21 protein-coding genes are annotated in these 22,635 nt (G+C 68.5%); 13 read left to right on the top strand and 8 right to left on the bottom strand.

Features of this window, described 5'->3' with window-relative positions; genetic code table 11:
• Positions 1 to 11: 11 nt before the first annotated feature.
• Complete coding sequence (locus NC4_RS01605) at positions 12 to 2,165, bottom strand: acyl-CoA dehydrogenase family protein (protein ID WP_067531424.1); 2,154 nt, start codon at positions 2,163 to 2,165, stop codon at positions 12 to 14.
• A 159-nt stretch (positions 2,166 to 2,324) separates the two neighbouring features.
• Between NC4_RS01605 and kstR the strand changes: the two genes are divergently transcribed.
• From kstR to NC4_RS01630, 5 genes are all read left to right on the top strand, one after another.
• Positions 2,325 to 2,963, top strand: a complete 639-nt coding sequence (gene kstR / locus NC4_RS01610) for a cholesterol catabolism transcriptional regulator KstR (RefSeq protein WP_067531426.1) — start codon at positions 2,325 to 2,327, stop codon at positions 2,961 to 2,963.
• Between the two features lie 277 nt (positions 2,964 to 3,240).
• Positions 3,241 to 5,811, top strand: a complete 2,571-nt coding sequence (gene otsB, locus NC4_RS01615; RefSeq protein ID WP_067531428.1) for a trehalose-phosphatase — start codon at positions 3,241 to 3,243, stop codon at positions 5,809 to 5,811.
• 136 nt (positions 5,812 to 5,947) lie between these two features.
• Positions 5,948 to 6,889 (top strand): metal ABC transporter solute-binding protein, Zn/Mn family, encoded by a 942-nt coding sequence (locus NC4_RS01620; protein WP_067531431.1) that lies wholly within the window; start codon positions 5,948 to 5,950, stop codon positions 6,887 to 6,889.
• A 47-nt stretch (positions 6,890 to 6,936) separates the two neighbouring features.
• Positions 6,937 to 7,818 (top strand): metal ABC transporter ATP-binding protein, encoded by an 882-nt coding sequence (locus NC4_RS01625; protein ID WP_067531433.1) that lies wholly within the window; start codon positions 6,937 to 6,939, stop codon positions 7,816 to 7,818.
• Complete coding sequence (locus NC4_RS01630; RefSeq protein WP_067531435.1) at positions 7,815 to 8,693, top strand: metal ABC transporter permease; 879 nt, start codon at positions 7,815 to 7,817, stop codon at positions 8,691 to 8,693. The genes NC4_RS01625 and NC4_RS01630 overlap by 4 nt, the downstream gene beginning before the upstream one ends.
• Positions 8,694 to 8,749: 56 nt before the next feature.
• Here the strand turns inward: NC4_RS01630 and NC4_RS01635 are convergent, their stop codons facing one another.
• The gene (locus tag NC4_RS01635; protein ID WP_084528351.1) at positions 8,750 to 9,625 is read right to left on the bottom strand and encodes an iron-sulfur binding domain-containing protein; all 876 of its coding nucleotides are present in this window, start codon (positions 9,623 to 9,625) and stop codon (positions 8,750 to 8,752) included.
• A 104-nt stretch (positions 9,626 to 9,729) separates the two neighbouring features.
• Between NC4_RS01635 and NC4_RS01640 the strand changes: the two genes are divergently transcribed.
• Complete coding sequence (locus tag NC4_RS01640; RefSeq protein WP_067531439.1) at positions 9,730 to 10,353, top strand: carbonic anhydrase; 624 nt, start codon at positions 9,730 to 9,732, stop codon at positions 10,351 to 10,353.
• 117 nt (positions 10,354 to 10,470) lie between these two features.
• Positions 10,471 to 11,130: a DUF4232 domain-containing protein gene (locus tag NC4_RS01645; RefSeq protein ID WP_067531441.1), complete on the top strand. Its 660-nt coding sequence runs from the start codon at positions 10,471 to 10,473 to the stop codon at positions 11,128 to 11,130.
• 26 nt (positions 11,131 to 11,156) lie between these two features.
• On the opposite strand, the gene disA is transcribed toward NC4_RS01645, so the two are convergent.
• The 3 genes from disA to NC4_RS01660 form a co-directional block, all read right to left on the bottom strand.
• A complete protein-coding gene (gene disA / locus NC4_RS01650; protein WP_084528361.1) occupies positions 11,157 to 12,287 on the bottom strand; it encodes a DNA integrity scanning diadenylate cyclase DisA in 1,131 nt (376 codons plus the stop codon).
• Between the two features lie 14 nt (positions 12,288 to 12,301).
• Positions 12,302 to 13,711, bottom strand: a complete 1,410-nt coding sequence (gene radA, locus NC4_RS01655; protein ID WP_067531443.1) for a DNA repair protein RadA — start codon at positions 13,709 to 13,711, stop codon at positions 12,302 to 12,304.
• 183 nt (positions 13,712 to 13,894) lie between these two features.
• Positions 13,895 to 14,569 (bottom strand): copper chaperone PCu(A)C domain-containing protein, encoded by a 675-nt coding sequence (locus NC4_RS01660; RefSeq protein ID WP_084528352.1) that lies wholly within the window; start codon positions 14,567 to 14,569, stop codon positions 13,895 to 13,897.
• Between the two features lie 381 nt (positions 14,570 to 14,950).
• On the opposite strand from NC4_RS01660, the gene carD reads away from it, so the two are divergent.
• The 6 genes from carD (at position 14,951) to NC4_RS01690 (ending at position 19,731) form a co-directional block, all read left to right on the top strand.
• Positions 14,951 to 15,439, top strand: coding sequence for an RNA polymerase-binding transcription factor CarD (gene carD / locus NC4_RS01665; protein ID WP_019931623.1), 489 nt, complete (start codon positions 14,951 to 14,953; stop codon positions 15,437 to 15,439).
• Between the two features lie 2 nt (positions 15,440 to 15,441).
• Positions 15,442 to 16,155 (top strand): 2-C-methyl-D-erythritol 4-phosphate cytidylyltransferase, encoded by a 714-nt coding sequence (gene ispD / locus NC4_RS01670; protein WP_084528353.1) that lies wholly within the window; start codon positions 15,442 to 15,444, stop codon positions 16,153 to 16,155.
• A gap of 14 nt (positions 16,156 to 16,169) precedes the next feature.
• On the top strand, positions 16,170 to 16,637 hold the full coding sequence (ispF, locus tag NC4_RS01675; protein WP_067531669.1) for a 2-C-methyl-D-erythritol 2,4-cyclodiphosphate synthase: 468 nt from the start codon (positions 16,170 to 16,172) through the stop codon (positions 16,635 to 16,637).
• A 45-nt stretch (positions 16,638 to 16,682) separates the two neighbouring features.
• Positions 16,683 to 18,083, top strand: coding sequence for a cysteine--tRNA ligase (cysS, locus tag NC4_RS01680; RefSeq protein ID WP_067531449.1), 1,401 nt, complete (start codon positions 16,683 to 16,685; stop codon positions 18,081 to 18,083).
• A gap of 171 nt (positions 18,084 to 18,254) precedes the next feature.
• Positions 18,255 to 19,238, top strand: coding sequence for a 23S rRNA (guanosine(2251)-2'-O)-methyltransferase RlmB (gene rlmB / locus NC4_RS01685; protein ID WP_067531671.1), 984 nt, complete (start codon positions 18,255 to 18,257; stop codon positions 19,236 to 19,238).
• Positions 19,239 to 19,452: 214 nt separating this feature from the next.
• Positions 19,453 to 19,731 carry a DUF4190 domain-containing protein gene (locus tag NC4_RS01690; RefSeq protein ID WP_067531451.1) on the top strand — a complete coding sequence of 93 codons (279 nt, stop codon included), beginning with the start codon at positions 19,453 to 19,455 and terminating at the stop codon, positions 19,729 to 19,731.
• A gap of 3 nt (positions 19,732 to 19,734) precedes the next feature.
• Here NC4_RS01690 and NC4_RS01695 read toward each other — a convergent pair whose 3' ends face one another.
• The 3 genes from NC4_RS01695 to NC4_RS01705 form a co-directional block, all read right to left on the bottom strand.
• Complete coding sequence (locus NC4_RS01695; RefSeq protein ID WP_067531453.1) at positions 19,735 to 20,547, bottom strand: enoyl-CoA hydratase/isomerase family protein; 813 nt, start codon at positions 20,545 to 20,547, stop codon at positions 19,735 to 19,737.
• Between the two features lie 48 nt (positions 20,548 to 20,595).
• On the bottom strand, positions 20,596 to 21,765 hold the full coding sequence (locus NC4_RS01700) for an acyl-CoA dehydrogenase family protein (RefSeq protein WP_067531454.1): 1,170 nt from the start codon (positions 21,763 to 21,765) through the stop codon (positions 20,596 to 20,598).
• Between the two features lie 76 nt (positions 21,766 to 21,841).
• Positions 21,842 to 22,585 carry an alpha/beta fold hydrolase gene (locus NC4_RS01705; RefSeq protein WP_067531673.1) on the bottom strand — a complete coding sequence of 248 codons (744 nt, stop codon included), beginning with the start codon at positions 22,583 to 22,585 and terminating at the stop codon, positions 21,842 to 21,844.
• Between the last annotated feature and the right edge of the window lie 50 nt (positions 22,586 to 22,635).

Below are 22,635 nucleotides of genomic sequence, written 5' to 3' on the forward strand. Positions count from 1 at the left end.
TGTGGTGTGGGCTAGCCGTGCGATTCGCGGGGCAGTCCGAGGATCCGTTCCCCGGCGACGGTCAAGAGAATCTGCTCGGTACCGCCGGCAATCGACAAACAGCGTGTGAGCAGGAATTCTTTCACCAGGTCGGTTTCCAGGGCGCCCGCCACACCAGACAATTCGACGGCGAATTCGGCCACCGCCTGCCGGTGTCGCACACCGACCAGTTTTCTTACGCTGCTCTGCGGACCGGGATCACCGCCGGACAGCAGTTTCTGCGCCGCTCGGGCATCCAGCAAAGTTCCAGCAATAGATTCGGAGATCAGTCCTCCGAGTCGATCCGCCACCAATTCCGCACCCGGCCCGGAGGTCGGCGCGGCGGCGATGAGGGCCTCCAGCTCCTTGCCGATTCCCTTGCCGCCCATGGCGACTCGCTCGGCCGAGAGGGTGGAGCGGGCGATCTTCCAGCCATTGCCCAAGGCGCCGACCAAGCATTCGTCCGGGACGAAGACATCATCGAGGAAGACCTCGTTGAAACGCGCCTCACCGGTGATCTCCACCAGCGGCCGGATATCGATTCCCGGACTGTTCATTTCCACCAGGAAATAACTGATGCCCTTGTGTTTCGGCGCGGCCGAATCCGTGCGCGCCAGGCAGATACCCCAGGTGGCCTTGTCGGCCAGCGAGGTCCAGACCTTTTGCCCGCGCAGTTTCCAGCCGCCCTCGACCCGTTCGGCCGTGGTGCGCAGCGCAGCCAGATCCGAGCCCGCCTCCGGTTCGGAGAACAGCTGGCACCAGATCACCTCGCCGGTGAGCGTGGGCAGCGCGTACCGCTCGATCTGCTCGGGCGTGCCCCATTGCAGCAGGGTCGGAATCGCCCAGTTGGCAATGGCGAGCTCCGGCAGTTCGATACCGGCCCGGCGGATCTGATCCTCGATCCAGGTGCGCTGGATCGGACCCGCGCCCTTGCCATAGGGCTCCGGCCAGTGCGCGGCCAGCAGTCCGGCGGCCGCCAGCGCGGCGCGCTGCTCGGACTCCGGCAGCGCCGCGATATTCGCCAGCTCGGCCGCCAGCACCGCGGCCGCGGCGGCGTCCAATCCGAGGTCGTCCCAATTCGGTTCGCCCTCCCCGGCCCCGAGGTCGACGCCCACGGTGCGGCGCACGCCCGCCTGGGTCAGCGCGGCGACCCGCGCCCGCCAGCGCGCGGAACCGCCCACCAGCTGTCGCACGGCGGTGGCCCGGCGCAAATACAGATGCGCGTCGTGCTCCCAGGTGAAACCGATTCCACCCAGCACCTGAATGCAGTCCTTGGCGGTCTCCACCGCGGCATCGAGTGCGATGGCCAGTGCGACGCCGGCGGCCAACCCGAGTTCCGAACTCCCGGTATCGACGGCATGTGCGGCATCGGCGGCCACCGCGCGAATCTGTTCGGCCCGGCACAGCATCCACGCGCAAATGTGTTTGACCGCTTGGAATTCGCCGATCTTGCGGCCGAATTGTTCACGCACCTTGGCGTATTCGGTGGCGGTTTCCAGGCACCAGCCCGCAATGCCCGCGGCCTCGGCCGCAATCAGAACGGCGGCCAGATCCAGCACATCCTGCGCCGGTTCGAAGATGCGATCCTGAGTTACAGCAACATTCGCACACACGACATTCGCCAATGGCGTACTGCGATCGATGGCGTCGAGGGGTTCGATCCGCAGACCGTCCGCGTCCGCGTCGATCAGGCACCAGAGTCGCCGGTCACCGTCGCGTACCGGGACCAGGACCGCGGTTCCGGGGGCGGCGCCGAGCACCGAATCCCACGTACCGGAAAGGCTGAGACCGGATTCACCCGCCGATATTGCGATTTCACCCCCGAGGGCGACGCCGCACGGCGTATTCTCGTCGAGCATCTCGTCGGCAACGAGTCCCGCCAGCGCCGTCGAGAGCACGGGTCCGCCTACGAGATCATGCGCTGCCTGCTCCACCAGAACAGCGAGATCACCAACGGATCCACCCGCACCGCCGGCCTCTTCCGGAACCGCGACCCGGAATATTCCGAGATCGGCCAGGCGCGACCAGTATTCGCGCCAATAATCCGGCGCGCCTGAACGCAGTGTTGCAATTGGGCGCACCGCGGCAGCCCATCCGCGCATCGACTCCTGAACGGCTTTATGCTCGTCAGTGGTGGCTATGGTCACACTCCATACCGCCTTTCCGGCGTGACTTCCACTCCTAGAACATGTTCTATTGTTCGAGCCGGGCGTAAGTCAAGCGCCGTCCGGTCGCGGTACGAACTCATAGCCAGCCTCCGCTGGGTGAGAGAACCGATGATTCGTGCAGGAAAGGACTTTCAACCGATGGCCAGTCCCTCCCGATCGCAGGCAGCCGACGGGGCGCGCACGGCGCCCGTCACCACCCTCAGCGAGGAGGATCTGAGTTCGGCCGCACAACGCGACCGCCGTAAACGCATCCTCGACGCCACCCTCGCGCTGGCGTCCAAGGGCGGTTACGACGCGGTGCAGATGCGGGCGGTCGCCGAGCGCGCGGATGTCGCCGTCGGCACGCTCTACCGCTACTTCCCGTCCAAGGTGCACCTGCTGGTGTCCGCGCTGGCACGGGAATTCGAGCAGTTCGAGGGACGGCGCAAGCCGCTGGCCGGCGCGACCCCGCAGGAGCGCATGCACCTGCTGCTCACCCAGGTCACCCGGGCCATGCAGCGCGATCCGCTGCTCACCGAGGCCATGACCCGCGCCTTCATGTTCGCCGACGCCTCCGCCGCGGCCGAGGTCGATCGCGTGGGCAAGGTGATGGACCGCTTCTTCGCCCTCGCCCTGGCCGACGACAACCCGACCGATCGCCAGCTCGCCATCGCCCGCGTGATCAGCGATGTGTGGCTGTCGAATCTGGCTGCGTGGCTGACGCGGCGGGCCTCCGCCACCGATGTCACCGAGCGCCTCGAGCTCACCGTCGATCTGCTCATCGGCGGCAAGGAGTGAGCAGCTACACATAGCGCGAACGCCCGGCATGCATACGCACGGGTAACAAGGAGGTCTGTCCGCCCCCGGAGAGCGGACAGGCCTCCTTCGTCGTCAGATGAACGTCGCTGGTCAGGCCCCTTCCAGCCGGAAGGGATTCGCAGATTTCACACAAATCGTGAACGGCATGCAAGTGTCCTGTAAACGCTATGTATCACCACGAGAACGACTGGGCAATCATCACCCAGTAGCATCACTCGCGCCCTGAAAAAATCCCTCCGATCATTAGGTTGGATGCGTGAGCGCACAGGATTTGCCACTGGAACTTCGCCGTGCGTTGTCGGCCATCGCCCGCGTGCCGCGGTTGCTGGTCGCTTCGGACTACGACGGGACCATCGCGCCCATCGTCTCGGACCCGGCGAAGGCCTATCCCCATCGGGAGTCCGTCAGCGCGCTGCGCGCGCTCGCGGGACTCACCGGAACCACCGCCGCCGTGATCTCAGGGCGTGCCCTGCGTGATCTCGCGGCCCTGTCCCGGCTGCCCGTCGAGGTGCAGCTGATCGGTAGCCACGGTTCGGAATTCGATGTCGGCTTCGTCCATGCCATCGACAATGACGCCAAACAGCTACTGCAGGAAGTGCAGACCACCCTGACGCAGATCGCCACGGACAATCCGGGCGCGACCGTCGAGATCAAACCGGCCAGCGTGGCCCTGCACGTCCGCAATGCCAGCCCCGAAATCGGCCGCCGCGCACTGGTTCAGGTCCGGCAGGGCCCGGCCAGCTGGGTCGGCGTGCAGACCACCGAGGGCAAGGAAGTCATCGAGCTCGCCGTCGTGGAGACCGACAAGGGCGCGGCGCTCGATATCGTCCGGCATCAGCAGGGCGCCTCGGCGGCGGTCTTCATCGGCGACGACGTCACCGATGAGAAGGCGTTCAAACGCCTGTCCGGTCCCGATGTGGGAATCAAGGTCGGCGACGGCGAGAGCCGCGCCGAGTTCCGGGTCGCCAGCACCGAGGAGGTGTCCAAAGCCCTCGCCTACCTGCTGGAGGAACGCCGCACCTGGCTGGCCGGGGCCAGCGCCCCCCGAATCGAGCGGCTGACCATGCTGGCCAGCCCGCGCACCAAGGCCCTGGTCACCCCCGACGGCACCATTACCTGGCTGTGCCATCCCGAACCGGACTCGGCGGCGGTGTTCGCGCACCTGCTCGGCGGACCGGGCGCGGGCCACTTCACCATTCAGCCCGAGCGCGCCGGACTGCCGCTCTCGCAGCGCTATATCGACGGCACCATGACCGTAGAAACCCGGTGGGCCAGCCTGCAGGTCGTCGACTATCTGCCGCACGACGTGGTGGCCGAGCGCACCGACCTCACCCGCATCATCACCGGTGACGCGCGGGCGGTCGTGACCTTCGCGCCGCGACCGGAATTCGGCCAGGTGCCGGTGCGGCTGGTGCGGGCCGCGGGCGGGCTCGTGGTGCAGGGCACCAACGATCCCATCGTGCTGCGCTCCCCCGGCGTCGAGTGGGAGATCATCGACGAGGGCAATCACCACACCGCCCGGGCCGTGGTGGATACCCGGCAGGGGCCCGTCCTGCTGGAAATGCGCTGCGGCACCTCCGATCTGGCGCCCGCCATGACGGCCGAATCGGATCGCCGCCGGGAAGCCGAGCGGTACTGGTCGGATTGGGCGGGCACGCTCGAACTGCCGCCACTCAAGCCGGATCTCATGAAACGCTCCGCGCTCACCCTGCGCGGGCTGGTGCACGCGCCGTCCGGCTCCATCCTGGCGGCGGCCACCACCTCGCTGCCCGAGGACATCGGCGGCGTGCGCAACTGGGACTACCGCTACTGCTGGCTGCGCGATGCCTCGCTGACCGCCTCGGCGCTGGTCTCGCTGGGCTCGCTGGGCGAGGCCGAGGATCCCCTGGACTGGGTGCACCGGGTGCTGGAGACCCTGCCCGGACCCGAGCGCCTGCACCCGCTCTACACCCTCTACGGCGAGACCCTGCCGCCCGAGGCCGTCATCGACCAGCTGCCCGGCTACGCCGGTTCGCGGCCGGTGCGCGTCGGCAACGCCGCGAACATGCAGGTGCAGCTGGATGTGTTCGGTCCCATCGTGGATCTCATCTCCCAGCTCGCGCACGCCCGCGAGAAGAAGGGCATCACCGATCCGAAAAAGGCTCTGCCGGACGCGGATTGGGAGTTGGTGCACGCCATGGTCTCGGCCGTGCAGCGGCGCTGGCGCGAACCCGACCACGGCATCTGGGAGATTCGCGGCAATCCGCGCCACCACGTGTACTCCAAGGTCATGGGCTGGCTGACGGTGGACCGGGCGCTGACCCTGGCCCGCCAGTTCGACCGGCCCGGCGATCCGGACTGGCGCAAGCTGCGCGACACCATTGCCGACGAGGTGAAGGTGGAGGGCTGGAACGAGGAGGTCCAGTCCTATACCGCCGCCTACGAGGGCACCGACCTCGATGCCGCGACCCTGCACATCGGGCTCAGCGGGCTCATCGACGCCTCCGATCCGCGCTTCGCGGCCACCGTCGTGGCGACCAAGGTGGAACTGCGCAGCGGTTCCACCGTCTACCGCTACCACCACGACGACGGCCTGCCCGGCGGCGAGGGCGGCTTCCACCTGTGCGCCGCCTGGCTGGTCGAGGCCTACCTGCTCATCGGCAAACGCGAGGACGCCGAAGCCCTCTTCGCCCAACTCGTCGATGTGGCGGGACCCACAGGACTCCTCTCCGAGGAGTACGACCCGGTCGCCGAACGCTCCCTCGGCAACCACCCCCAGGCCTACAGCCACCTGGGCCTGCTCCGCTGCGCCCAGCTGCTGAGCCAGCCGGTCGCCGCACTGACGTAACCGCACGCCGAATCGGACAAAGCGGCCCTCGCGAACGGAAGTTCGCGAGGGCCGCTTTCGTTGTTTCCGGTCATGTGCGCTACATTTTAATGGCAATCGTTTTCGTTTTAGATAAGTGTTTCAGGAGTACCCCCGCGTGACCAAGCACCCAGCCCGAGGATTTGCGTTGTTCGCCGCGGGTCTCGCCACTGTCGCGAGCCTGACCGCCTGCGGAAGCTCGAAGAACGATTCCGGAGAACTCACCGTCGTCGCCTCCACCAATGTGTGGGGCGATATCACCAAGGCCATCGCCGGTCCGGATGTGAAGGTCGAATCGGTCATCTCCGACCCGTCCGCCGACCCGCACTCGTTCGAGGTCACCGCCGTCGAGGCCGCCAAGATCACCGACGCCGACCTGATCGTCTACAACGGCGGCGGCTACGACGAGTTCATCGACAAGGCCATCGACGGCAAGAACAAGAAGTCCGTCAACGCCTACCAGATCATCACCGGCGAATCCGGCGACGCCCACGGCGCCGAGCCGTCCGGGGCCGGGGACACCGGGCACGGCCACGAGCACCCGAACGAGCACGTCTGGTACGACGTGCCCGGCGTCGAGCACGTGGCCGAGCACATCGCCGAGGAACTCGGCGCGCTCGATCCCGCCAACAAGCAGGCCTACGCCGACCGCGCCGCCGCCTTCGGCGGTCAGCTCGCCGCCGTCTCCGCCATTACCGGCAAGATCGCCGCCGAGCATCCGAATCAGCCGGTGCTGCAAACCGAACCGCTGGCCTACTACCTGCTGGTCGACGCCAAGGCCGAGGACCGCACCCCGCACGAGTTCCAGGAAGCCGTCGAACAGGGCACCGATCCGGCCCCCGCCGATGTGGCCGCGGTGAGAGACCTGTTGACCGGCAAGCAGGTTCGCGCCCTGGTCTACAACATCCAGACCGAGGACAAGACCACCAAGGACCTGCGCGCGCTGTCCGAGGCCAATGGTGTGCGAGTGGTCGAGGTGACCGAAACCCTGCCGCAGGGCCAGGATTACATTCAGTGGATGACCGGCAACGCTCGCGCCCTCGCCCAGGCCCTCGGATAACCGGTATCACCATGCCTGCCAACGCTGTCCACACTGGGAGCACCACCATGGACACCAAATCATCCACAGTTGTGGATAATTCATCCACGACGCGCGCGGTTCCGGCGGTGCGGCTGTCCAATGCGCGCCTGTCCTTCGGCGCCCGAACCCTGTGGCAGGGACTGGATCTGGATGTCGCGCCGGGCGAGTTCATCGCGGTGCTCGGGCCCAACGGCTCGGGCAAGACCTCGCTCATGCGAATGCTGCTCGGCCAACTGGCGCTCTCGGAGGGCACCGCGCAGATCGCGGGATCGCCCGCCCGGACCGGTAATCCGGATATCGGCTACATCCCGCAGCAGAAGACCATCGAAGCCGGTGTGCAATTGCGCGGGGTGGACCTGGTCGGGCTCGGCGTGGACGGGCACCGCTGGGGTCTCGGACTGCGCGGTCGCGGTGAGCGCAAACGCAAGGTGGCCCAGGCCATTGCGGACGTCGGCGCGGAGAAGTTCGCGCACGCGCCCCTGGACGCGCTCTCCGGCGGTGAACAGCAGCGGCTGCGCGTGGCCCAGGCGCTGGTCGGCGATCCGCGGGTACTGCTCTGCGACGAACCGCTGCTCTCCCTGGATCTGGCCAATCAGCGGCTGGTCTCCGAACTCATCGACAAGCGGCGGCGCACCCACGACACCGCCGTGCTGTTCGTGACCCACGAGATCAATCCCGTTCTGCCGCTGGTGGATCGGGTGCTGTACCTGGTCGACGGCAAGTTCCGGATCGGCACGCCCGATGAGGTCATGACCTCCGAGGTGCTCTCCGAGCTGTACCGCACCGAGGTCGACGTGCTGCGCGTGCGCGGCCGCCTGGTGGTCGTCGGCACCGGCGACACCATGGACGCGCTCGGCGAGGCCGGGGCGCAGCACTGCCACGGCGAGACGCCGGAGGCGCGGTCGTGAACGACAAACTCGCCGACGTCCTCTCGAAGATGTTCGACTTCTCCACCACCGCGCACCTGCTGTCCTATGACTTCGTCCAGCAGGCGGTACTGGCGGCCGCGCTACTGGGCCTGCTGGCCGGGGTCATCGGCCCGCTCATCATCAGCCGCCAGATGTCCTTCGCCGTGCACGGCACCAGCGAGCTCTCGCTGACCGGCGCGGCGGCCGCCCTGCTCGCCGGAATCGGCGTCGGCGTGGGCGCCATCTTCGGCTCGGTGGTGGCGGCGGTGCTGTTCGGCGTGCTGGGTTCCCGCGCCCGCGAACGCGATTCGGTCATCGCCGTGGTGCTGTCCTTCGGTCTCGGCCTGTCCGTGCTTTTCCTCTGGCTCGGCCCCGAACGCGCGGGCTCCAAATTCTCGCTGCTCACCGGTCAGGTGGTCAGCGTCGGCAATAGCGGCGTCGGCCTGCTGGCCGCCTGCACCGCGGGCGTGCTCATCGTGCTGACCGCCGTCTACCGCCCGCTGCTGTTCGCCAGCTCCGATCCGGAGGTGGCGATCGCGCGCGGCGTCCCGGTGCGCGCGCTGTCCATCGTCTTCGCGGTCCTGCTCGGCGTCACCGCGGCCTTCGCCGTCCAGATCGTCGGCGCCCTGCTGGTGCTGGCCCTGCTCATCACCCCCGCCGCCGCGGCCGCTCAGCTCACCGCGGACCCGGCGAAGGCCACCCTGCTCGCCATCGTCTTCGCCGAAACCGCCGCTGTCGGAGGCATTCTGCTGTCGCTGGCCCCCGGCGTCCCGGTGTCGACCTTCGTCACCACCATTTCCTTCACGATCTATCTGGTGTGCCGCGTGATCGGATCCCGCACCCGCAACCGCCGCCGCGCCCTCGTCCCCGCCTGATCGCCGGATACTCGCGATCCGCCGCATGGAGGGCGGCGGATCGCGCCACAGGCCGGTCAGGGCGCGGCGCTGCCCTCTCCGGCCAGCGCGAACAGTCCATCGGAGGTCTGCTCGATCAAACCGTCCACGAGCAGGGAGTCGAGGGCGCGATCCCGCTGGCCCGGATCGCGGGTCCAAGCCAGATCCAGGCGGATTCGCTCGACCGGGCCGGTGGCGTCGCGCAGGACGTCGAGCAGGCGGCCGCGGGCCTGGCGGTCGGTGCCCTCGTACTTCTGCACTTTGCGCACCACTTCGGAGGCCGGGCGGCCCGCCGTGACCCAGGCGCAGGACGGCAGCGGGCAGCGGGCGCAGTCGGGATTGCGGGCCGTGCACACCAGCGCGCCCAATTCCATGAGCGCGGCCGACATGACGGCGGCGCGGTCCACCCGGGCGGGCATCAGGGCCTCGGTTTCGCCGAGATCGCGGGCGGCCGGATTGCCCGCCTCGGCCTTGCCGTGCACGGCGCGCGCCACCACGCGGCGAACATTGGTGTCCACCACCGGAACTCGCTGCCCGTAGGCGAAGCAGGCCACGGCGCGGGCGGTGTAGGCGCCGATGCCCGGCAGGCTCAGCAGCGTGTCCACATCGGCCGGGACCGCATCGCCGTGATCGCGGGCCAGCACCTGGGCGCACTCGTGCAGCCGGAGCGCGCGGCGCGGATAGCCGAGCTTGCCCCAGGCGCGCAGCATCTCGCCCTGCGGCGCGTCGGCCATGGCCGACGGCACCGGCCAGCGCGCCACCCATTCCCGCCAGATGGGCTCGACCCGCACCACCGGGGTCTGCTGCAGCATGATCTCGCTCATGAGGATCTGCCAGGCGCTCACGCCGGGCCGTCGCCACGGGAGATCACGGGCCGTTTCCCGATACCAGTCGATCAGCGCATCGCTATCCATTGCCACCAGCTCACCATGTTCGCGGGATACCTGCCAGCGGGTAGTTGCGGGACCGTAACGCCACGGACTCGCCGGTAACCGATGCGCTATGGAGAATGGGACGCATGCCGCACACCAACCCGATCAGTGCCTGGAAGGCCCTGCGCGAGGGCAACGAGCGCTTCGTCAACGGCACGTTGCAGCATCCTAGCCAGGGTGCCGTCGACCGGGCGAAGCTCGTCAGCGGGCAGCAGCCCTCGGCGATCCTGTTCGGCTGCGGCGACTCTCGCGTGGCCGCCGAAATCATCTTCGACCAGGGCCTCGGCGATATGTTCGTGGTCCGCACCGCGGGGCATGTGGTCGACTCCTCGGTGCTGGGCTCCATCGAATACGGCGTGCAGATGCTGCACGTGCCGCTCATCGTGGTGCTCGGCCATGACAACTGCGGCGCCGTGCGCGCCACCATCGACGCCCTCGATCACGGCGATGTGCCGGGCGGGTTCATTCGCAGCGTGGTCGAACGGGTGACGCCGTCCATCCTGATCGGCCGCCGCGAGGGCCTGGAATCGGTGGACGAGCTCGAGGCCCGCCACGTCGAGGAGACCGCGCGCCTGCTCATGCAGCGGTCGATGATCATCTCGCAGCGGGTCGCCACCGGCGAATGCGCCATCGCCTGCATCACCTACAACCTGGCCGAGGGCCAGATCAAACTGCATCGCGTGATCGGCAATATCGGCGAGGTCGTCTAGCGGCCTCCGGAGGGATCGGCCGGTCGGCGGAATTTACCCGCCGCGTAGGCTGTTTCACCGCCGACACGCCGAGACCCTGCGGCGGCTGCGCCCGACCGTGCCCTTACCGTTGTCACCGTGCTGGAACCGAATGGACCACTGCCGCCGGAAATCTACTGGCGCCGTCGCCTGGTGGCGATCGGCGCGCTGGTGGTCGCCACCGCGCTGGTGATCTGGGTGGCGTTCGCGCTGCTGCGCGGGGGCGGCGGCGAGGACAAGCAGGCCGACGGCAAGACCACCACCGCGGAGGCCACCAACAAGGCGGCGGGCAGCTCCTCGGCCCCGTCCGAATCGGGCAAGCCCTCCGGCAGCACGACCAGCGGCAGCGCGGCCCCGGTCGCACAGGGCCAGTGCCCCGATCAGTCCCTCGCCGTGAAGGTGAATGTCGGCCAGCCCACCTACAAGACCGGTGAGCAGCCGGTATTCGGCATCGTCATCACCAATATCTCCAGCGCCGCCTGTGAACGCGATATGGGTTCGGGCCTGCAGCTGGTGTCGGTGCAGTCCCTCGACGGCGCGCGCCGCCTGTGGGCCAGCACCGACTGCTATCCCGACGGCACCCCCGACGTGCGCACCTTGAATCCCGGCCAGCAGGCCGCCTTCACCGTCACCTGGACCGGCTCCACCTCCCAGCCCAGCTGCGCGGGCGAACGCGTCCCCGTCCCCCCGGGCCCCTACACCGTTGTGGCCCAACTGGGTTCGGTCCGCAGCGCCCCGGAGCCGTTCAATATCGCCTGACGCCCCCTGATGTCGCTGATACCCGGCTAGGCGTAGCCGTGCTCGCCCAGCCGGGCAATGCCCTCGCGAATGCGGCGCGCCAGTTGGGCATTCACGCCCTCGACCGCTTCCAGATCGCCCTGGGTGGCCTCCAGCAGCGCCCGTAGCGTCCCGAAGACGGCCACCAGGGGTTCGACCCTGCGGAAGGGCACCCGCGGGATCTGAGCGAGCAATCGGTAGCCGCGCGGGCCGACCGCGGTGTCGAGGGCCTCCAGGGTGGCCGGATAGCCCAGCGACGGAGCCAGATTCGACAGCTCCAGCAGATCCGGCTCGACCAGTCCGTCCAGCCGGGCCAGCGCGCGGTCCACCTGCGCCTCCCCGGCCGACTCCGCCACCACATAATCGCGCACCAGCAGCCGCCGCAGATTCTCGGTGTCGGCGACCAGTTCGCTCAGTTGCAGGGCGAGCTGCCTGCCGTCCACCCCGAGTTCCATGACGTCCTGGTCGATCTCGTTGGCGGTGCGGCGCATGAGCTCCAGGCAGTGCAGCACCGTGAGCACATCGCGCAGCGCCGCGAGATCCCCGATCTCCAGCCCGGACAGCCGCCGCGTCACCTCGTCGAGCCGGATGCGGTAGCGCTGCAATGTGGCCATGGCCTGATTGGCGCGGGTCAGGATGGCCGGGGTGGTCTGCACCAGATGCCGCGCCCCGTGCGCGTACACGGTCACCAGCCGGGTGGACCGGCTCACCGACACCACCGGATATCCGGTGTGCGCCGCGGTGCGCTCGGCCGCCTTGTGCCGGGTACCGGATTCCACCGTCGGCAACGCCGGATCGGGCACCAGATGCACATTGGCGCGCACTATCCGGGAGCCGTCGGTGGAAAGCACCACCGCGCCATCCATTTTCGATAATTCGCGCAAGCGGGTGGGCGCGAATTCCACATCCAATTCGAATCCGCCGTCGCAGATCCGCTCCACTCGTTCGTCATATCCGAGCACCACCAGACCGCCGGTATCGGCCCGCAGAATTCGATCTATCCCGTCACGCAATTGCGTGCCGGGCACCAGTCGCGCGATCACATCCCGCACCGTGTCCGCCGAATTCTCGTGCCCGCCGGGCGAATCCGACCCGGGCTCGGTCACGGCCGCCCCGGACCGGCCCAGCAGCCCGCTCATCCACCGCCCGGCCATTATTCGGCCATTTCCGCGGCGTCGCCGCGCGGGCGGCCGCCGCGCCGCTGCCGCAGCCCCACGATCGCCAGGGCCGCACCGAGATCCGGGACCTCGCGAATGGTCATCTTCCGCCCCGTGCGGTCCACCCCGGTGGGCACCAGCGCCTCGGTGAAGCCGAGCCGCTCGGCCTCGGCGAGCCTGCGGGTCAGCCCCGTCACCTGCCGCACCTCCCCGGCCAGGCCGACCTCGCCCAGCACCACCATGCCCTTGGGCAGCGCCCGATCGGTGGCCGCGCTGGCGACGGCCATGGCCACGGCCAGATCCGCGGCCGGTTCGACCAGCCGCATACCGCCCACGGTGGCCGCGTACACATCGCTCTTGGCGATGAAAACCCCGCAGCGGCTCTGCAATACCGCCAGCACCATGGCCACCCGGTTGTAGTCCAGCCCGCTCACCGCGCGCCGCGGCGCGGGCGCCTGGGTGTCCACCGTCAGCCCCTGCACCTCGCCCAGCATGGGCCGCTTACCGTCCATGGCCACGGTCACCGCCGTGCCCGCCACCGAGGTCTCGCGGTGGTGCAGGAACAGGCCGGAGGGATCGTCCACGCACGCGATCCCCGCCTCCTTCATCTCGAAGCACCCCACCTCGTCGGTGCTGCCGAAACGGTTCTTGATACCGCGCACCATGCGCAGCGTCGAATGCTTGTCCCCCTCGAACTGCAGCACCACGTCCACCAGATGCTCGAGCGTGCGCGGCCCGGCCACGGCGCCGTCCTTGGTGACGTGCCCGACCAGCAGCACCGCGATACCGCTGGCCTTGGCCAGCGAGGTCAGCGCCGCGGTCACCGACTTCACCTGGGTGACGCCGCCGATCACGCCGTCCGCGTCCGCGGCCAGCATGGTCTGCACCGAGTCCACCACCAGCAGCGTCGGCCGCACCTGCTCGACATGCCCGAGAATGGTGGCCAGATCGGATTCGGCCGCCAGATAGACCTTCTCGTGCACCGCCCCGGTCCGGTCCGCCCGCAGCCGCACCTGCCCCGCCGATTCCTCCGCCGTCACGTACAGCGCGATCTCGTCGCGGGCCCGCGCCCACCGGTGCGCCACCTCGAGCAGCAGCGTCGACTTCCCGACCCCGGGCTCGCCCGACAGCAGCACCACCGAACCCGGCACGATGCCGCCGCCCAGCGCCCGGTCGAGTTCGGAGACCCCGGTCCCGCGCGCCTGCGTATGCGTCGAGTCGATGCTCAAGATGGGCGTCGCCGCCGTGCTCGGCAGCATGGCGCGCCGCCCGACCGCCACCGCGGCCGACGAGGTGGCCGTCTCCTCGATGGTTCCCCAGCCGCCGCACCCGGGACAGCGCCCCACCCATTTGGCGACCTCGTGCGCGCACTCCGCGCACCGGTACAGCGATTTCACCTTGGCCACGCCCGGCAGCCTATCCAGCGCCCCTGACAGATCCGCGCAGCCGGGCCACGCCACGACGCCTGCCGGCCACCGCGGCGTCACCGCTGTGAGATGTCCACAGCGTCAACCCCCCGAAACAACAAAACCCGCTTCGGTTATCCGAAGCGGGTTCTGCCGTGACTGTTCCGAGTCCGGGCCCGAGGCTCAGTGGCCCCCGGCGGGCTTGGGCTCGCTCTCGCCGCCGGACTTCTCGTCCACGACGCGCTCGAGCTCGTGCCCGGCGTCGACCGGAACGTTCACCACGACGGTGCCGTTCTCCTTGAAGTTGAAGGTGACCGGGTAGGTCAGGCCCGGGGTGACGTCCTTGGTCAGCCCGGTGATCTCGATCAGCACCGGCGTGGCGTCGGGATCGGTCTTGCTCTCGGCCGGGGCGGCCGGGGTGGTGGCGTCGTGCGAATCGCCGTGGTCACCGGCGGCCTCGGCCGCGCCCGCGCCCGCGGGCAGGTTGGCGACGACGGTCTTCTGCGGGCCCAGCTCGATCTTGCCGCCGATCTTCACGGCGCCCAGGTCACTGGTGATGCTGACCAGCTCGTCGCTCTTGAACTCGCCCAGGTTGACGGCGCTGAACGCCAGCACGGCACTGCCGCCCTTGGCATTGGTGTACTGCTCCGACTGCGGCAGCAGGATGCGCACATCGCGCAGCGCGATCTGGCCGACATTGGCCTCGTTGCCGTTCACGGCCGCGACCTGGGTCGCGGTCTGCGAGATCTGACCGGCACCGCAGCCCGACAGCGCGAGCACCGCACCGGCGGCGAATGCTGCAACTGTCACGGCACGCCGCCGCATCTTCGACGCTGTGGTGGCTTTCAGGGCAGTCACGGGTTGTCCTCCATGTCGACCGGCTCACTCCACTATGGAGAGTAGTAGTCAAAGAGAGTAATGCGTGTCCCGCCACGCCTCGCACGCGGGCGGTCTCGTGTGGCGAACCTCGACGCGCCCCGGAATAGGACACACCCGGGCGAGCGTCACAATAGATGCATTGCCGTTTATGCGAGGGTGCGCAGTGCGTATGCGGAGAAGGCATCGGCATATGCGTTCTGACGGAACTGAGCGGTATCCCGTTATGGCACAACAAGATGCACACTCATCGCGTTCTGTCAACCCCCGCCGCTGGCTCGTTGTGGCCCTGACCTGCGCCGTTGATCGCGCCGTTACCGAGTCGCATGTTAAACTGTGAACATCGAAAGGGGCACGGGACACATGATTTTTAAGGTCGGAGACACCGTCGTTTACCCCCACCACGGAGCGGCGCTGATCGAAGCTATCGAAACCCGCACCATCAAGGGTGTGCAAAAGGAGTATCTGGTCCTGAAGGTCGCGCAAGGCGATCTGACCGTTCGGGTTCCCGCTGAGAACGCGGAGTATGTCGGCGTCCGCGACGTCGTCGGCCAGGAGGGCCTGGACCGGGTCTTCCAGGTGCTGCGCGCTCCGCATACCGAGGAGCCGACCAACTGGTCCCGCCGCTACAAGGCCAACCTCGAGAAGCTCGCCTCCGGCGATGTGAACAAGGTGGCCGAGGTCGTTCGCGATCTGTGGCGCCGGGAGCAGGACCGCGGCCTGTCCGCCGGTGAGAAGCGGATGCTGGCCAAGGCTCGCCAGATCCTCGTCGGGGAGCTCGCGCTCGCCGAGGGCACCGACGACGTCAAGGCCGAGACCCTGCTCGACGAGGTCCTCGCCGCGGCTTCCTGACCGTGAGCGAAACGCGCGGCGCCAGCCGTGTCGTAGCGTTGGTTCCTGCCGCCGGCATGGGCGTGCGCCTGGGTGCGAATGCACCGAAGGCGTTCGTACCGGTCGGCGGCAGTCCCATGCTCACACTGGCGGTCACCGGTTTGATCTCTTCCGGGTGCGTCGACGAGGTTGTGATTATGGTGCCCGCCGAACTCGTCGACGAGACCCGCGCCCTGTTGCCGGTGAGCGATACGCCGGTCCATGTGGTGCCCGGTGGCGCCGAGCGCACCGATTCGGTGCGCGCCGGTCTGGCCGCCGCACCCGATGCCTCCTACGTGCTCGTGCACGACGCGGCCCGTGCCCTCACGCCGCCGTCACTCATCGCGCGCGTCGTGGCCGAATTGCGCGCGGGCGCGCAGGCGGTGATTCCGGCATTGCCGGTGACCGACACCATCAAGTCCGTGGATACCGCGGGCGCGGTGACCGGAACACCGGATCGCTCCGGTTTGCGCGCCATTCAGACTCCGCAGGGCTTCGACGCGGAATTGCTGCGCGCGGCCTATGCGACCGGAACTCGGGCGACCGATGACGCGGGCCTGGTCGAATTGCTGGGCGCCACGGTGCGCACCGTGCTCGGCGATCCCATGGCTTTCAAGATCACCACACCGCTCGATTTGGTATTGGCGAATACACTGGTGTCCCAGAACAATTCCCGAGAGGCGGTGGCGGCTCCATGATCGATCCCACCTCTCTGCGCACCGGCATCGGCAGCGATGTGCATCCGATCGAACCCGGGCGGCCCTGCTGGATGGCGGGTCTGCTGTTCGACGGCGACAGCGGCTGCGCCGGTCATTCCGATGGCGATGTCGCCGCGCACGCGCTGTGCGACGCACTGCTGTCCGCCGCCGGTCTCGGCGATGTCGGCGCGGTGTTCGGCACCGGACGCCCGGAATGGGAAGGCGTTTCCGGCGCGGCCATGCTCAAGGAGGTCCGGCGGCTGCTGGACGAGGCGGGCTTCACCATTGTCAATGCCGCCGTTCAGGTGATCGGCAACCGGCCCAAGATGGGTCCGCGCCGCGCCGAGGCGCAGCAGGTGCTCGGCGATATTCTCGGCGCCCCCGTCTCGGTCTCGGGCACCACCACCGACGGTCTCGGGCTCACCGGCCGCGGCGAGGGCGTGGCGGCCATCGCCAATGCCCTGCTCTGTTGCCAGTCCTGAATCCGCCCGTCTTCCGCCACATCCCAACAGCTAGGATGCTCTGTCGTGACTCTGCGCCTGAACGACACCGAGACGCGGCCCCTGCGTGAATTCACGCCGCTGGTCCCCGGCCATGCCTCGGTGTACCTGTGTGGCGCGACCGTGCAGGGTGAACCGCACATCGGGCATGTGCGCAGCGGCGTCGCCTTCGACGTGCTGCGACGGTGGTTGAGCGCCAATGGTTTCGATGTCGCGTTCATTCGGAATGTCACCGATATCGACGACAAGATCCTGAACAAGGCCGCCGAGCACGGCCGCCCGTGGTGGGAATGGGCCGCCACCCACGAGCGCGCCTTCGACCACGCCTACGAGACCCTGGGTGTGCTGCCGCCGTCCGGGGAGCCGCGGGCCACCGGGCACATCACCCAGATGGTCGACATGATGGAGCGGCTCATCGCGCGCGGGCACGCCTATCCGTCGGAGGGCAATGTCTACTTCGACGTGCTGAGCTATCCCGAATACGGGCAGCTGTCCGGCCACAAGCTCGACGATGTGCACCAGGGCGAGAGCGCCGGGCAGGGCAAAAAGGATCAGCGCGACTTCACGCTGTGGAAGGCCGCCAAGCCGGGCGAGCCGAGCTGGCCCTCGCCGTGGGGGCCGGGCCGCCCGGGCTGGCATCTGGAATGCTCCGCCATGGCCGAGTTCTATCTCGGCGCGGAATTCGATATTCATTGCGGTGGAATGGATCTGGTCTTCCCGCATCATGAGAACGAGATCGCGCAGTCGCGCGCGGCCGGGGACGGGTTCGCCCGCTACTGGCTGCACAACGGCTGGGTGACCATGAGCGGCGAGAAGATGTCGAAGTCGCTGGGCAATGTGCTCTCGATTCCCAATGTGCTCGAACGCGTCGGGGTGCGGCCGGTGGAGCTGCGGTTCTATCTGGGCAGCGCGCACTACCGGTCCATGCTGGAGTACTCCGATCACGCGCTCACCGAGTCCGCGACCGCCTATCAGCGGATCGAGGCGTTCGTGCATCGGGTGAACGAGCGCGCGGGCGAGGTTCCGGTCGGCAGCTGGACCGCCGGATTCGCCGAAGCGCTCAACGAGGATCTCGGCGTGCCCAAGGCGCTGGCCGAGATCCACCGCGTGGTGAACGACGGCAACAAGGCCGTGGAGGCCGGGGATCTGTCGGGCGCGCGCCTGCTCGCCGGTCAGGTGCGGGCCATGCTCGGCATTCTCGGGGTGGACCCGCTGGATGCGCACTGGGTCACGCCCGCCGACAATTCCGCCGCCGACGCCGCCCTCGATGTGCTCATCGACGCGGAACTGCAGCGGCGCCAGCAGGCCCGCGCGGACAAGGACTGGGCCACCGCCGATGCGGTGCGCGACCGGCTCAAGGAAGCCGGTGTGGAGGTCACCGACACCCCGCAGGGTCCCGAGTGGACACTGACCAAGGAGAATAGGTGACCTGGTCCGCTACGGCGGACGCCGCCTCGCCCCGGCGAGGCGGATGGATGTACAGGGGCGCAGCCGTTCGCTGCGCCGACCGGATGCAGGTATCCCGCAGGAGCGATGGAGCGCGGGCTGGCTCGCGCCCGGCTCGATGCGGGATGCCCGCGTGATACGGAAGGCGAAGTGATGGCAGGGAATTCGGCGCGACGCGGTGCGGTGCGCAAATCGGGCAGCAAGAAGGGGCAGACCGTCGGGTCCGGCGGACAGCGCCGCCGCGCCCTGGCGGGCAAGGGCGCCACGCCGAAGGCCGAGGACCGCGTCTATCACCCCGCGGCCAAGCGCGCCAAGGCCAAGGCGAAGGCCGAGGCGGGGGCCGCCACGGCGCGCAGCCGCAATGCCAGCCGCCCGATTCCGGGCCGCAAGGACAATGAGGGCCCGGAATTGGTGCTCGGGCGCAATCCCGTGGTGGAGTGCCTGCGCGCCGGGGTTCCGGCCACCGCACTGTTCGTGGCCGTGGGCACCGAGAACGACGACCGGCTCACCGAATCGGTGAAGATCGCCGCGGATGCCGGTATCTCGATTCTCGAGGTGCCGCGCACCGATCTGGACAAGATGAGCCACAACGGTATGCACCAGGGCCTGGCCCTGCAGGTGCCGCCATACCGCTACGCCCACCCCGACGATCTGGTGGACAAGGTGAAGGCGTCCAAGGAACCGGCCCTGCTGGTGGCCCTGGACAATATCTCCGATCCGCGCAACCTGGGCGCGGTCATTCGCTCGGTGGCGGCCTTCGGCGGTCAGGGCGTGGTCATTCCGCAGCGGCGCAGTGCCAGCGTCACGGCCGTGGCGTGGCGGACCAGTGCGGGCGCGGCGGCGCGGCTGCCCGTGGCGCGGGCCACCAATCTCACTCGCACGCTGAAGGATTGGGCGAGCCAGGGGTATCAGATCGTCGGCCTGGACGCCGGGGGCGACACCACCCTGGACGAATTCGACGGCAGCGCACCGACGGTCATCGTGGTCGGTTCGGAGGGCAAGGGGCTGTCGCGGCTGGTCCGTGAGACCTGCGATTCGATCCTGTCCATTCCGATGGCGGGTCCGGTCGAATCGCTGAACGCCTCCGTGGCGGCCGGTGTGGTCCTCGCCGAGGTAGCCCGCCAGCGGCGAGGCTGACCCGCCTCTCCGCGACTTCAGCGCCCAGCCCAGGGCCGTCGACCGTTGGCAACGCGTGCCGCCGGTTGCGAGCCGAACCGATTCGGTCGTACCCCGGGAGTTACCCGGACCGCACGAAATCAGTTGTCGCCTTGGGAAGAACATCGTTCCTCTGTTGCGAACCATAAGGCGCGTCACCCTGTTCGCAGCGGGGTTGCGACCGTAAAATCGGGCGGTGGTCATCCCCGAGAAGCCCATCGGCCCCACCGTCGAACACGAGTATGCGACGGCGGTGCTGCTACTCGGGGTGCTCAGCATCTTCTGCTGCGGCATCCTCGGACCGGTGGCCTGGGCCATGGGGCGGCGGGCGCTCAATGACATCGAGGCGTCCGGCGGTGAGTACGGCGGCCGGGTGCAGTTGGTGGTCGGCTATGTGCTGGGCATTGTAGGCACCGTCTTGATGATCTGCATGGGCGTGCTGTTCCTGCTCATGGTCATCGGCGGAAATTCCTGAGGCTCAATCCAGCCCGGGGCGCGCCTCGCCGCCCGTGACGGCGTCCCAGGCGGGCCATTCGGCGCTCACGCTGCCGGTCCACTTGGGCTGGCGGCGGTCCTTGAGCACGGCCACGCCCTCCCCGCCGTCGGCGCTCTTGGCCACGTAGTCGTTGAGTTCGGTTTCCAAGCGGCCCACGGTTTCCGGGGTCATGGTGGGCGCCTCCCACAGCAGGCGTTTGGACAGCGCGACCGGGAGCGGGGCGGAACCGTGCGCGATATCGTGCGCCACCGCCAGCGCGGTGGGCAGCACCTCGGTGGCGGGCAGCACCGAATTGGCCAGGCCCATGGCCCGCGCCTCGTCACCGTCGAAGGTGCGGCCGGTGAGCAGCAGATCGGCGGCATTGGCGCTGCCGATGAGCCGGGGCAGGGTCCAGTGCGCGAAACCGTCGGCGAGCGCGCCGCGACGCACCTGATTGAGGCCGTAGACCGCATCCCGGGCCACGTACCGCAGATCGCACTGCAGCGCGATCTCCAGTCCGATGCCCACCGCGTGCCCGTTCACCGCGGCGATGACGGGTTTGCGAATCCGGAACGGCGGCGGGTCGATGAGGCCGTTGACCTCACCGACCTTCAGCGACAGATCCGCGCCCGCGCAGAAGGCGGGCGCGGTGCCGGTAATGACGACCGCGCCGATGGCGTCCTCGGTATCGCAGCGCCGCAGCGCCGCACCGAGTTCCGCGGCCATGCCGGGAGTCAGCGCATTCTGCTGGGCGGGACGATTCAGAGTGAGGACGGCGACGCCGCCGGAGACGTCGACGTGCAGATCCGAACTCATACGCGCGAATCCTAGTGCACCTGCCGCTTCGCCACGCCCGAGCGGAATTCAGCGGAGAATTTTGCGGCCGATGGCGTACTTGTGGACCTCGGTCGGACCGTCGTAGAGGCGGAAGGCGCGCATATCCCGGAAGATCATCTCCACCACTGTCTCATCGCTGATGCCGATGCCGCCGAGCACCTGCACGCAGCGGTCGGTGACCTTGAACAGCTCCTCGGAGACAAAGGACTTGGCGATGGAGCTCTCGTGCCGGGCCTTCTCGCCCTGATCCATGAGCCAGCAGGCGTGCCAGATGGTGAGGCGGCACTGGTGCAGCGCGATCTCGTTGTCCGCCAACATGAACGACACGCCCTGATGCTCACCGATGGGCTTGCCGAAGGCGGTGCGGGTCTTGGCGTAGTCGATGGCGATGGACTGTGCGCGCTCGGCCGCGCCCAGCCAGCGCATGCAGTGGGTGAGCCGGGCGGGGGCCAGTCGCAGCTGCGCGTAGCGCAGGGCCTGGCCGGTCTCGCCCAGCACGGACTCCCTGGGCAGCACCAGATTGTCGAAGTTCACCACCGCGTGGCCGCCGACGTAGTTGCGGTCCATGGTGCTCATGACCCGCTCGATCACGATGCCGGGGGTGTCGCCGTCGGTGATGAACAGCGTCGGGCCCTCGGGCAGATGCGGGTTGGCGGCCAAGCGCGCCATGATGATCCAGGTCTTGGCGCCGTCGGCGCCGGTGATGAGCCACTTGCGGCCGTTGATCGTGAAGTTCTCGCCGTCGAAGACGGCCTCGGTGGTCAGCTGGTTCGGGTCCGAGCCCGCGCCGCCGGGTTCGGTCATGGCGAAGACGGAGCGCTGGTGGCCGTCGATGACCGGCTGCAGGTACTTCGCGGTCTGCTCCGGGTCGGCGATCTTGGAGAGCAGGAACATATTGCCCTCGTCGGGGGCGGCGCAGTTCATGGCGACCGGGCCGAGGGTGGACCAGCCCGCGGCCTCGTACAGCACCGCCTGCTCCACATGGGTGAGTCCGCGCCCGCCCAATTCCACCGAGGCCTGCACGGTCAGCAGCTTCTCGGCGCGCGCGAGTTCGACTAGTTCCTGGCGCAATTCGTCGTTCAGGCCCTGCGCGGTCAGCCGCGGATCCCGTTCGAAGGGGACGATTTTGTCGATGACGAACTGCCGGACCCGATCACGTTCGGCGGCGCGCTCGGCGGGAATCGAGAAGTCGATCATTGGTCACCCATTCGTTCTGAGTTGGCTGCGAGCCGAGCATACGACGACCACCCCCACCGACTGAAGGCACCCGCCCTCAAACAAGCACGCGTCGCAGGAATGCCTCCACTTCGGCCCGGTAGGCGGCCGGTTGATCGTCGTGCACGAGATGACCCGCATGCGCGATGACCACGTGCCGGACATCGGGGTGCACCGCGGCCATCTCCTGCATCTGGCCGGGCGGGGTGATGGTGTGCTCGCCCTCGATGAGCAGGGCCGGGACCGTGATGGACTTCCACTCGGTCCAGAAGTCCCGCGTGCCCCACTCCTCGGAGATATCGCGGAAGGTCGGGACCTCGCCGTGCAGCCGGTAGCCGTCGGGGCCGCGCTCGAAGGAGTCGAGGAAGTAGCGCCCGGCCACGGGGCCGAAGAACTCGAGCATGGCGGCCTCGTCCGCGAACGGCTGCGGCCACGCCTCGATCATGGCCGCCCAGTTCGCGGCGGTGCGGCCGCGGAAGTCGGGTGCGATGTCCCCGACCACCAGCGCCCGCACCCGCTCCGGATGCGCCGCGGTGAACACCCAGCCGTGCAGCGCGCCCATCGAATGTCCGATCACCACCATGGGTTCGGCAATGTGCGCGGTCGCCGCCGCGAGATCGTCGACGAAAGCCTCGGTGGTCAATTCGGCCGGTGCGGGGCGCCCGCGCCCCGCGGCGTCGAAGGTGTGGACATGCCCGAACTCACGCAACCAGTCCAGCTGACTCCGCCAGGTGCGGGCGCTGCCCATCAACCCGTGCAGCAGCAGAATCGGCGCGCCCGCGCCGCCCTCGTCGTACAACACCATGCCGACAATACAACGACCCTTCCATTCTCGTTCCGTGCCCGCCGCGG

This window comes from Nocardia crassostreae (assembly GCF_001613405.1).
Lineage (GTDB): Bacteria > Actinomycetota > Actinomycetes > Mycobacteriales > Mycobacteriaceae > Nocardia > Nocardia crassostreae.